This is a genomic window from Terrimonas rubra (assembly GCF_042686025.1).
Taxonomy (GTDB): Bacteria; Bacteroidota; Bacteroidia; order Chitinophagales; family Chitinophagaceae; genus Terrimonas; species Terrimonas rubra.
In genome coordinates this window covers 1,080,766-1,093,161 of sequence record NZ_JBHUOZ010000003.1, presented here as the reverse complement: position 1 = coordinate 1,093,161, position 12,396 = coordinate 1,080,766, and the positions used below count along the sequence as shown (strand labels likewise).

At 43.9% G+C, this 12,396-nt stretch carries 9 protein-coding genes; 6 read left to right on the top strand and 3 right to left on the bottom strand.

What is annotated here, in order from left to right; genetic code table 11:
* Positions 1-30: 30 nt before the first annotated feature.
* The 3 genes from ACFS6H_RS13800 to ACFS6H_RS13790 all read left to right on the top strand — a co-directional run bounded on the left by ACFS6H_RS13800 (position 31) and on the right by ACFS6H_RS13790 (position 3,195).
* Positions 31-663, top strand: coding sequence for a response regulator (locus tag ACFS6H_RS13800; RefSeq protein ID WP_386099837.1), 633 nt, complete (start codon positions 31-33; stop codon positions 661-663).
* A gap of 96 nt (positions 664-759) precedes the next feature.
* On the top strand, positions 760-1,665 hold the full coding sequence (locus ACFS6H_RS13795) for a ribonuclease Z (protein WP_386099834.1): 906 nt from the start codon (positions 760-762) through the stop codon (positions 1,663-1,665).
* Positions 1,666-2,772: 1,107 nt separating this feature from the next.
* Positions 2,773-3,195, top strand: coding sequence for a lipocalin family protein (locus tag ACFS6H_RS13790; protein WP_386099831.1), 423 nt, complete (start codon positions 2,773-2,775; stop codon positions 3,193-3,195).
* Between the two features lie 84 nt (positions 3,196-3,279).
* Here ACFS6H_RS13790 and ACFS6H_RS13785 read toward each other — a convergent pair whose 3' ends face one another.
* Together ACFS6H_RS13785 and ACFS6H_RS13780 are read right to left on the bottom strand one after the other, a co-directional pair.
* Positions 3,280-4,185 (bottom strand): hypothetical protein, encoded by a 906-nt coding sequence (locus tag ACFS6H_RS13785; protein WP_386099828.1) that lies wholly within the window; start codon positions 4,183-4,185, stop codon positions 3,280-3,282.
* A gap of 153 nt (positions 4,186-4,338) precedes the next feature.
* Complete coding sequence (locus tag ACFS6H_RS13780) at positions 4,339-5,469, bottom strand: alpha/beta hydrolase-fold protein (RefSeq protein ID WP_386099825.1); 1,131 nt, start codon at positions 5,467-5,469, stop codon at positions 4,339-4,341.
* A 160-nt stretch (positions 5,470-5,629) separates the two neighbouring features.
* On the opposite strand from ACFS6H_RS13780, the gene ACFS6H_RS13775 reads away from it, so the two are divergent.
* From ACFS6H_RS13775 to ACFS6H_RS13765, 3 genes are all read left to right on the top strand, one after another.
* A complete protein-coding gene (locus ACFS6H_RS13775; protein ID WP_386099822.1) occupies positions 5,630-6,841 on the top strand; it encodes an MDR family MFS transporter in 1,212 nt (403 codons plus the stop codon).
* 116 nt (positions 6,842-6,957) lie between these two features.
* Positions 6,958-8,592 carry an alkaline phosphatase PafA gene (gene pafA / locus ACFS6H_RS13770; RefSeq protein ID WP_386099819.1) on the top strand — a complete coding sequence of 545 codons (1,635 nt, stop codon included), beginning with the start codon at positions 6,958-6,960 and terminating at the stop codon, positions 8,590-8,592.
* A gap of 219 nt (positions 8,593-8,811) precedes the next feature.
* On the top strand, positions 8,812-9,069 hold the full coding sequence (locus ACFS6H_RS13765; RefSeq protein ID WP_386099816.1) for an acyl-CoA-binding protein: 258 nt from the start codon (positions 8,812-8,814) through the stop codon (positions 9,067-9,069).
* Between the two features lie 73 nt (positions 9,070-9,142).
* Here the strand turns inward: ACFS6H_RS13765 and ACFS6H_RS13760 are convergent, their stop codons facing one another.
* On the bottom strand, positions 9,143-12,394 hold the full coding sequence (locus ACFS6H_RS13760) for a DUF4450 domain-containing protein (protein WP_386099813.1): 3,252 nt from the start codon (positions 12,392-12,394) through the stop codon (positions 9,143-9,145).
* Between the last annotated feature and the right edge of the window lie 2 nt (positions 12,395-12,396).

The following is a 12,396-nucleotide window of genomic DNA, read 5'->3' as shown; positions in this document are numbered from 1 at the left end:
CGGTGTACTTTCATGGCATAGTGTTGTACCATGATTAAACTGGTTATTATTGATGATCATCCTTTAGTAAGCGGCGGCGTTGCCATGATGCTGAAAGATGTGAATTATGTGCAGATAGATGCCAGCCTGGGCACAGGCAGGCAAGCCCTCCGGTACCTCGAAAACGGTTCTCCCGATATTATCCTGCTAGACATCAATTTACCCGATATTGACGGCCTGGAACTATGCGATACCATCCGTAAAAAAAATAAACAGGTAAAAATAATCGGCCTCACCTCCACCAATGAAGCCGGTATCATCACCCAGTTTTTAGCCAAAGGCGGTAACGGTTATTTGCTGAAAAATATGGAAAGGGATGAACTGCTGACAGCCATTGACGAGGTCATGGACAATAAAATATTCCTGAGTAAATCGGCCAACCAGAAATTACTGGAACAGTTCAAAACCGTATCCGAAGCCATACACAGCACGCCGGTACTCACCCGGCGGGAAAAAGAGATCATCGTCCTTTTACATGAAGGCATGAATGGCCCCCAGATAGCCGAAAAACTTTTCCTGAGCCCCTACACCGTGGAAACACACCGTAAAAACCTGATGCAAAAACTGAATGTAAACAATACCCAGCAACTGCTGAAAGTGGCGGCCCAGCACAAACTCCTATAACCAAAGTATCTTTAAATAATTACGGCAGCCGGTGCAGCAAAAAAACATATTTACCGGTCTTTAGCAAAAAAACGGCATTCGTATTATCTTTAACACATGTTAGCTGTAACCATACTTGGCAATAATTCCGCTGTACCCGCTTTTGACCGGCACCCTACCAGCCAGATTGTTAGCCTGAACAATGATAATTTTATGGTGGACTGTGGCGAAGGCACACAGATACAGCTGATCAATTACAAGATCAGGCGCAGTAAAATATCGCGTATCTTCATCTCCCATTTGCATGGCGACCATTATTTTGGCCTGATCGGCCTCATCAACTCCTTCAGCCTGTTAGGCCGTAAACAGGACCTGCATGTGTATGGCCCTGCTCCTTTACAGCAACTGATCGAACTGCAATTAAAAGTGGCCGATAACCATATGTCCTTCGACATCCATTTTCACACCATCCGCAACGAAGGTATATTGGTAGATGATGAACAATGTACCGTTAAATGTTTCCGTACCAATCACCGTATTGAATGTTATGGTTTTTCCTTTGCCGAAAAACCTGCACCCCGCAAATTACTGATTGATAAAGTGCAGGCCCTACAGGTACCGCATAGCTTTTACGCATCCCTTAAAGCCGGCAAGGACTATATTACCCCGGATAACACCGTTATTCCCAACGCCGTCTTAACGGCCGATCCGCCTGCTCCCAAAAGTTATGCCTTCTGTGCCGATACCAAATACGATGAAAGCCTGTTACCACATATTGCCGGCTTCGATATGATCTATCATGAGACCACCTATCTCGATCATCTCCGCGACCTGGCCCAGTTCCGTTTTCACAGCACTACCCGCCAGGCTGCTACCATTGCCCAAAAAGCAGGGGTAAAAAAACTATTGATGGGTCATTTCAGCAGCAAATATGATACGCTGGACGAGTTCGAAACCGAGGCCCGTGAAGTATTCCCCAATTCACACCTGGCGCTGGAAGGTGTTTGTTACCGGGTTTTATAACCTGGGGCTGTCGGCTGCATATCGCTGTTCATCAGCAGTCCACCGCCCGTCTGCAATATTTTTGCCCGCACCCATTACCACCCTGCAAAATATTTCCGCCTAAGCGGTGCAGCCTTTGAGCTATATACATAATTAAGGGCAGGCAACATTTTTAAACCAATCGTATGAAGCAATTCCTTCTGGATAAATAACCGCTATACTATAATATTGTTATACAACAACACCGATATGCGACCCCTACGGGGTCGAAACTCATTTCGCCACATATGTCCTAATAACATTAGATGCCGCTGGCATCAGGCAACCAAACTACAACCACCATTCCCTTTTTAACGAATGAAACTCCGTGTCACTCTGTGAAAAACCTCTGCGTATCTCTGTGGCATTATTCAACCCATCATTTATAAAACAACAACGCTGGTATGCGACCCCTACGGGGTCGAAAACTCGTTTTCTATCTATTCCTATAAATTTATGATGTCGCTGGCATCAGCAAACAACCAAAACACCATTTCCTCTTCTAACGGATAAAACGCCGTGTCCATCTAAAAAACCTCTGTGTACCGATGTGGCATTATTCAACCCATCATTTGTAAAACAACAATACTGGTATGCGACCCCTACGGGGGCGAAAACTCGTTTTCTATCTATTCCTATAAATTTATGATGTCGCTGGCATCAACAAACAACCAAAACACTATTTCCTATATTAACAGATAAAACTCCGTGTCCCTCTGTGAAAAACCTCTGCGTACCTCTGCGGTATTATTCGACCCATCATTTGTAAAACAACAATACTGGTATGCGACCCCTACGGGGTCGAAAATTCGTTTTCTATCTGTTCCTATAAATTTATGATACCGCTGGCATCAGGTAATACTGCTCCTCACTATACGACATACAATTCCTTTATTCCGGAGGGATAATATATTAATAACAATCTCTCAGCATACCAATCTGCGACCCCGTAGGGGTCGAATGTTTATTATATACCTGTAACCGCGGGCAACCAACAGCCACTTATGGAGATCAAAATAATATTATTCTCCGCTGATGACATTAGTCCAGGCATTACGATGTATCATAAAAAAGACCATGCAAATCAACATGCAACTAATCAGCCTGCTGTTATTAACCGGATTGCTGTTCACCGCCTGTAAAAAAAACTCCGGCGAGGATGAGGATAAAGAATGTGAGCTGACCGTAACGGCCATTGCCGGTAAATACAAGATCGTAGCCGCCAAATTACTGCAAGGCAGTAACGAGATTGACGTATTAAGAGATATTTATGAGCCTTGTGAGCTGGACGATATCAACGAACTGAAAGCAGATAAAACCTTTATTTATACCGACGCCGGCGTAAGCTGTGTGCCCGGTAATAACGAAAGCGGCACCTGGGATGTATCCGGGAGATCATTAAGACTGAATGGCGGTTTTTCCAATATTGAAAGCTTTGACTGTACTTACCTGGTAGTAACTTACAGAGACGAGGACAGCAACCTGATAAAAGAAACCTATCAAAAACAATAGATCAATTATAAAGTAAATTTCCCGGCTTAATTTTACAGGCTGGGAAATTTATTTCGTTTATTGTCTTTAGATGGAATAATAGGTTTATTCATCATTTGCCGTAAACAATATTATATCCGCCTCTTTTTTGGTATTCACCCTTTTCGGTTCCTTAATCAGTAAACGGTCTTCCGAAACACCTTCTTTTTCAACTAAATAATGCTTCAGTTTTTTTGCTTTCTCCAAAGCTTCTTTTTTTGATTGATAATACTGTGTATTGATATTAACCGCAACAGCTGGGAAATGACGTAAAGTATTTGCCAACTCTGCCAGCACCATTATCCCATCATCGCTAAGCTTATCCTTTTTAAACAATTGAGGTACTATTAAATCCGGAAAATTAAGTAGAATAGAAGGCATTCCCTTCACGAATGATGAGGGGTCAGCCTCTTTTCGCAACCGGATGAAAAAATTAGTAGAACCCATCACCGGGTTATAATTCCTTACTTCGTTAACAAAACCTCCATACGAAAATATAAATACACCTTTTACAGCCTCCGAAGAAGACAATACTACACGGAACCTACCTTCTTCATCCGTCATGTATTTTTTACCTTCGAAAAAAACAGTAGCATGTTGTAAGGGCGCTCCCATGACATCCGTAATACTCCCGCTAATAATAGTAGAATCATTTTGCGTCCCCATAACATGTTCATGATGCGAGACAGCGTTCACCAGCGGTGTATTGAATAAAGGAGCAGGGGCAGCATTGGCCGAAATAGTGGAGAATGTTAAAACAGAGGCAGCAAGGGTGGCAACCAGGTCTGTTTTTTTTCGTCCGGCTTCATTAAAATATAATGCTTTACCAGTTTGTTCTTTGGTAAATCTTCCGCAAACAAGAATAGGATGTTTTAAAAAGAAGTTTTGCAACGCTTTATCAGAATAACCGGTAAAATCAATTACTTCTTTATTACAGGCTTTACAAAATCGTCCTTTTTCAAGCTCATCCATCTTTTCCCAGTCCTCATGGCAGGGTGTATTAAGTTGAATGGTTAGTGACAGGTTGGTTCGCATATAATAAACTTAGTAAAAACTTTTATAGTAACCTCCGTCCTGGGCATAAATTCAGTTATTACTTTCCTGTTTCAACAGCCATCATCTGTGTTAGCGCATTAACCAATAATAAAACTCCGGGAAAGCCTTCCGCCAGTCAGCTTCGGTATGTTTGCCATAATCGGAAACCAGGGTGGAGATACGGATATTATCGTGGGTCCTTAATTTGTCGGCAACCTTGGTTACTTCGGTCACCAGGTTATCACTCTCCATACGACCGGCATAAAAGAATAAACGTATATCCTGTTTAAAAGGTTCCGCTTCTATATCTTTCAACAATTGTTCACCGGCTACATGAAAAGCAGGTGAAAAAACACCTGCCGCCCCGAACACTTTAGGATAAGCCATTACAGCATATAAGGAGATCAGCCCGCCCATAGAGCTACCTGCTACAAAGGTCTTCTCCCTGCTTTTTAAGGTGCGGAAGTTTTTATCAATGAAAGGTTTTAAGGTTTTGGCGAGGAACTCAACATAGGCTTTACCCTCCCCTTCGCCAAAACGTTCATTATTGTAAGGGTTATATTCTGTTAACCTTTTGGTATTCCCGTGGTCAATGCCCACTACAATACATTCCTTAAAGGTTTGCGTATCCAGGTGTTCATCTACACCCCATTCACCTGAAAAAGCAGTGGCCTCATCAAACAGGTTCTGCCCGTCCTGCATATACAGCACCGGGTATTTCTTTTTAGGATCCGTTGCATAACTCGCCGGTAAATAAACGGTGATGCGGCGGGTACGCTTTAACTGCGGGATCAGGAAGGCGGTATCCAGTACCTGTACATTTTTGCTGGCCGTACTTTTAGCTTTAACTGCCGGGAACCTGTCCGCCCATTCGGTAACGGATAAAGGAACGGTTACATTATCCTGCACTTCCAGGCTGCGGTTGGTAAGATTGGCGCCGGACTTATCCGTTTCTACTTTATCCCAGTCACCACGGGTAATTTTATATTCATACTTACCGGCAGACAGTAATACTTTTAATGAATAGTGCCCTTCCTTGTCTTTTATAAATTTATAGTGATCATCGGCCGGGTTCCAGCCATTGAAAGAGCCGGCAAGGTATATATTGCTACCCTGCGGGTGATAAGCAGGCAATTCCTTCACCGCAAATACTATTTCCTTCTGTGCCATACAAATATTGGCTGCCGCTAATGAGGCGGCGAGTAAAATTTTTCTGATCATAACCTCGTTAAACAGTAAACAGGGGCAATTTAGCTAAAATGTACGGTTAGCACCATTGGTATTTTGTTAATACGTTTTAAAAGGCTTTTTTACCGTATAACCTATTTTACAATTTAGTAGAGCCCGTTTCCTAATTTTGCAGCGGCCTCCAGGCCTTCCCATGTTGCAATCTGCCATACAAACATATAAAAATGCGTACAGCGGCCTGTCCCGCGAAACCTGGCTGTTATCGGTGATCATGCTCATCAACCGGTCCGGCACCATGGTAGTACCCTTTATGACCCTTTACCTCACCAGCCCGGCCATGGGATATAGTATTGCCGATGCCGGTATTGTGTTTGGCTTATTTGGCTTCGGCGCTTTTTGCGGCGCCTATGTAGGTGGTAAGGCCACGGATAAACTGGGGCACTTCCCTGTGCAGTTGGTGGCGCTTGCCGGTGGCGGCCTGTTATTTTTTGTACTGGGACAGCTAAAGGATTATTACCTCATCTGCCTGTTCACCTTCCTGCTGAGTTTTGTGAACGAAGCCTTCCGCCCGGCCAATGCCACGGCTATTGCCCTGTTCAGTAAACCTGAGAACCGCACCCGCTCCTACTCCCTTAACCGGCTGGCCATTAACCTGGGCTGGGCCTTTGGTAGCGCCGTAGGGGGTGTGCTGGCCGCACATAGTTATGAATTACTATTCTGGGTTGATGGGGTGACCAATATATCAGCCGGTATTTTATTATTCCTGTATTTAAAACCCAGCAAGGAGATAGTAGCAGAAAGAAAAGAAGCAGTTACCCTTGCTGATAACAAAACCGGCTCTGCCTATCGTGATAAGACCTTTTTAATTTTTATCGGGCTGACCATTTTATTTGCGGCCTGCTTTTTCCAGCTTTTTACCAATTTCCCGGTATTCATGAAAAAGGAGAAAGGTTTTTCGGAACAGTTTATTGGCGCATTGATGGCTATTAACGGGCTCACCATTGCCGTGGTGGAAATGGTGATGGTGTACAAACTGGAGACAAAAGGGCGTAATATTTTATACATGAGCACCGGGATGGCTTTAACCGGCATCGGCTTTTTATTACTCAACCTTCCTTTTTTTGAATATTCCCTGGCTGTGATCATGATCCTGTTCATCACCTTCGGTGAAATGTATGCCATGCCTTTTATGAACAGTTACTGGATAGCCAGGGCTAAGCCCCATAACCGGGGTCAGTATGCCGCCCTGTATACCATGGCCTGGTCGGCAGCACAAACCCTTGGCCCCATCGGGGGCTCCTACCTGGCCCAGCATGCCGGCTTTACCATTACCTGGTATATTGTAGCAGGGCTGTCCATTATTACCGCCATACTGTTATATAAAATACTCCGTTCCCAGCAATAGCCTGCAACTACTTCACCAGCAATCTTTTCAGGAACACATTAACTCAATGTTATCCCTGTTTTTCTGCAATCCCCATAGTAAACAAAACCCTTACTTTTGCAACAAATGTTGTACGTATGAAATTTATTGCGCTCAGTTTATTAGCCCTTTTCAGTTATACCCATATCTCGGCCCAGGCGCCCGTTGCCAAAGGGGTGAGCCGTCCCAAACTGGTAGTAGGTATTATGATCGACCAGATGCGCTGGGATTATCTATACCGCTTTAATGACCGTTTTACCAATGACGGCTTCAAACGTTTATTACAACAGGGACATACCTGCGAAAATACTTTCATTCCTTATACACCTACTTATACAGCCGTAGGGCATACCAGCGTGTACACCGGCTCTGTACCGGCCATTACCGGCATTGTAGGTAATAACTGGTACCGTAAAGACTTGAAGAAAACATGGTATTGCACCGATGACTCTACAGTTGTAGGTGTAGGCAGTAATTCCAGTGCAGGCAAAATGTCGCCGGCTAATTTATGGACCACTACTATTACCGATGAGTTACGCCTGGCCACCAATTTTAAAAGTAAAACCATTGGTATTGCCATTAAAGACCGTGGCGGTATTTTACCGGCAGGCCATACGGCCAATGCCGCTTATTGGTTTGACAATAAAACAGGCGGCTGGATCACCAGCTCTTATTACATGAATGCCTTACCGGAGTGGGTGATTAATTTTAATAAAAAAGAATTGCCTGCCAAATACCTGGCGCAGAACTGGAATACTTTATTTGATATAAAAACCTATACCCAGAGTACGGCCGATGAAAAGCCTTATGAAGGAAAGATCAATGGCGAGGACAATACCTTCCCCCATATCACCAATAATTTAAAGGATGCCGATAAATGGGAAGCCTTCAAAAAAACGCCTTATGGTAACACATACACTTTCGATATGGCCAAAGCTGCCATTGAAGGCGAGAAATTAGGTCAAACCGGCAACACCGATTTCCTGGCGGTAAGTTTTTCTTCCACCGATTATACCGGTCATACCTTCGGGCCTAATTCCATTGAAGTAGAAGATACCTATCTGCGTTATGACCGCGACCTGGCTGATTTTTTAAAGTACCTGGATGCCAAAATAGGTAAAGGTCAGTACACTTTATTTTTAACGGCTGACCACGCAGTAGCACATGTACCCGGCTTTATGACCGAGAATAGAATACCTGCCGGCGTATTTGATGATGAAGATGTACGTAAATGGGTGAATGAAAAAGCAGAAGCTAAGTTCGCGGTTAAGAATGCGATTGAAAAGGTGATCAACTACCAGCTTTTTGTTGATTATACTTCTTTGGAAAGCGGCAAAGTAAATGAAGAGGAGTTTAAAAAATGGGTAGTAAGCTTATTAAAACAACACCCGGCCATCATGACCGCTTTTGACCTGAATAATTTAGCCGGCACGCCTATCCCCGCTAAAATTAAAGAGCGGGTGACCAATGGTTATAATGCCAAACTAAGCGGTGATATACAGTTTGTATTTATGCCGCAATATTTTGACGGCGGTAAAACAGGCACTACGCATGGCGCCTGGAATCCTTACGATGCTCATATCCCCTTGTTATGGTATGGCTTTAATATTAAACCCGGTAAAACCAACCGCGAAACGTATATGACCGATATTGCTCCCACTGTTGCAGCCTTGTTGCAAATACAGATGCCCAATGGTTGCATTGGTGATGTGATACCGGAGGTGTTAAAATAAATAACCCAATACCAGGTTAAGGATAATAACTACCTGAAACAACCTAACAAAGCCGGGGACAACTGATCTCCGGCTTTGTTATAACAGCCGGCCCGTCCCCTTATTTGTAAGCTGTTCATTGTCAAAAGCACAAACATTTGTCCACCGGAACAACTCTTTAATAATTTTCCCCATCTACATTCGAAAAAGTATATATTTACGTTACCAACACCTAATAGTATGGAATTACAAACACTTTTTGAAAAAGCAGTTAAAGAAAGCAAAGAGCTATCCAGCAAGCCCAGCAACGAAGTTTTATTACAGTTATACTCCCTGTACAAACAAGGTACAGAAGGAGATATTAACACGGAGCCGCCGGCCAATCCTTTTGATTTTGTAAATAAAGCTAAGTACCAGGCCTGGAGCGATCTGAAAGGAAAGACAAAGGAAGATGCCATGCAGGAGTATGTTAACCTGGTAGAGAAATTAAAAGACTAACCCTTCGACGCTTTTATATACAAAAGGTGTACACCATGTGTACACCTTTTTGTTTACTATTACATACTTTTTATTACCGTATCAGGGTCGCTGCCATCAAACCCACCACCACTTCATTGGTAAGGGTGGTTAAGGTTACCGATTGTAATGTTTTATTTTTCTGCAGCGGCAATTGCAGGAAGGTAGCTGCTCCCCCATCAATGGCCAGGTTGGAATATCCTTTAATGCTTGTATAACTTTTAAAGTCATTACTGATTTCCCCTGTTTTCAATAGTAGACGGTAAGGCCTGGGTGCACCGGTGGTAAAGGCCAGCCCGTCCTCAAAAAAATCCTGTTCAATCGGCCACCAGTTAACCGGGTTCACCAGGTTTAAACTATCTATCGTACCATCCTGGTAACGAACAATTACTTTAGCATTGATCATCTGGCTTTGCTGGTGATTGGTACTCCCCGCCATTAAGAGATTTAATTGTGCCGCGTTACCGCTTACAGGAATGGTTACCGTATCGGGGTAATTATCCCAGCGGCTGGTATATATAATATTGGACTGCTCCTTCCCACCCGGTGTTTGATAAGGCACCCGGTTAAAATATATCTTATTGCTGTCACCTGCCAGTTTGCGCAGGCCACTGTCATCAATATTCGCTTCTATCAAAGGATAACACCAGTTACCAATGCCCTGCCAGGGTATCATGAGGGTTGGCGTAGCAGGTCTGGGCGACATGTATTTGTTCCTGAATATCTGCGTTACCTTATCATTGAAATAAGGTTGCAGGTTAACCGGCTCAAACACCGTATTGGGTGTAATATTTACCGTTGCGGTATTTACCGGCATGGTTATTTTTTCAGGTTGCGCTTTTACAGGCTGCTGTATCATGTCACCTCCCCAGGTTATTTCAATATCATATTGTTTTTCGGTACCGGCTTCAATTTCTATCGCGGTATTTTGTTTGGTCCATTTCCACACACCCAGTTTACCATTTACTTTTACCAGCAACACTTTGTTTTTTTGTGCAGGCAATTCCAGTACCAGCTGTAATGGTTTGTGAAAGGAAGGTTTTATGGTGTACCTGCTGGTATTATTGGTTTGTTTAAAATCAAATTGCAGGTAGGTTGTTTTTAAACTGGCATAAGGCCAGTGCGATGGTAAACCCGGGTTGATCACCAGCCTGTTGTTCAAAGCATCGGGCTTTATACCAAATAAACCTTCCACCAAGGTACGGGCAGCCATTCCTACAGGATCGGCAAAGTCGCGGTACAGCTCACCACGCACCGCATCAAATGATGATAATTGCTGAAAGTTACCGGGACTGGAACCCAGGTACATACTTTCCATCAATGAACTTTTCCATAAAGAAAAGGCGTTATCTGCTTCACCACCCTGCCAGTAAGCCAGGGCCGTGTGCAGATTTTCGGCCAATGCCACATTGTTCACACTCCAGGTATAGGGCTGCCAGTTGGTAGTTGCCAGCAGGTAGAATTGTTCTTTGGGTAATTCTTTTACCTGTACGGGTATATGCGGTATATGTTTATCAACGTACCGTAATAACTGGTGACGCTGTTCGGTAGTCGGTACATCCGAATCAATGGCATGATAGACGGTCCATAAACCTGCATTCGGATGTGCCAGTTGTAAACCCATTTTGTCAATATACTCAGCAAACCAGCCTTTATCTTTCAGCCATAATTTTTCGTTCATGGCTTTTAGTATTTTATTGGCTTCCGCCTCGTATTTACTTCCATCCTTACCAATAAGTGTAGCCAGTTGTGCTACCAGTTTATTGGAACGGTAGTTATAGGAAGAAGAATGTGTTACGCCGCCACCCATATATTGCAACCCATCACTGGCCCAGATACAGGCATAGGCATCATATAAGCCGTCACCATCCACATCATAGTTTCTTTTTTCCCAGGCCAGGTGTCTTTCCAGCAGGGGCCACATCTCCCGTACATAATTGGTATCACCGGTCCAGTTAAAATGTGTCAGCAACTGATCAATGAACACCAGGTTCATATCGTAGTGGTGCGGACGCACATCGCCATTGGGGTTGCGGGTAATATATCCTTCGCTGAACATGGAGTTACCGATCTTCTCCTGCTGGCGGGCAATGTGTAAAGCAGTATCAGCTATTACAGGACCGGTGGCCGGTGTTTTTAATTGCGATAAACCATAACTGCTAAAATGCATTTTAGCCCTGTCGTGCCAGCCCAAAGGATCGGCTGCATAAGCACCACGCCAGGCATTTAAACGCATACGCCAGGCAACGGCTCCATGCAGGAAGGTGGGATCTTCCCAGATACCATCGGCAGCAATGGCCAATGCACCGGCAACAGGATTAATAAATTTATCGGGGGTATTGATGGTAATTCGATCCGTAATTTTTTTCCGGGCAGCTTCAGCCGCAGCAAAGTCTTTGGCCAGGTTAGCATAATTCAGCTTACCCAGGTGTGCCCCTTTTTTAATGACAAAGTAAGTAGGCTGACCGGTTAGCTTCCATTCGCCTGCAACGATCTCCAGGTCACGGTTCTGCCCATCTTTGATTCCCCAGCGTAAGAATGTTGGTGCTTCCTGGTTAACCGCGTTCCCCACAAAAGTGGTAGCATTAACAGGGAACACGCCTGATACACTATTGACCGTAGTAGTACCTTTATTAGCTGTATTGTAGTTTAACTGAAAATTATTTTTAACCAACGTAACCGTATTGTCTTTACAGTACTCGGGCTTCAGGTAAAAAGAGGATTCAGGGTCAGCGCCAATATCACCATCGCGGCTTAATTTTTTACCGGTAACACCGCCATAAATCACGCTCAATGTTATACCGGCATCCAGCTTTACCGGCAATAACTTTACGATCATTCCTTCTTCCGTAGCCAAAGGCAATACAGTCAGCTCCAGGTGCCCCTTACCCAATAAAGGATCGCTGATGGTATACAACATACTTCCCGGCCTGTAACTGGTTTTGATGGTGGTAGCAGCGGTCAGCCATTTGCTCATACCATCTTTGGTAGTGATACCTATTTTACAGTTACCGCCCACACCAGGCAGGTACAGGGCAAACTCCGGCAGATCGCCTGTCTCCACCCGAAAGGCGGTATTGGTACCATAGAGTGCCCGGTTAAACTTTTTTGTCCCGTTTACAATGGTAAAATCATTGCCCTCGGGACGATACCTTAAACTACGTTGTGTAGCGGGATTTTGTGCAACGATCGTACCTGCCGTTAAGAGAAGAAAAAATACTTTTACCAACTTCATCCTGCTATCCATTTTACTGCTGCTATATAATGCGTTAAAGATATTAAAACCATTACCGGTGTAGTGATGCATAT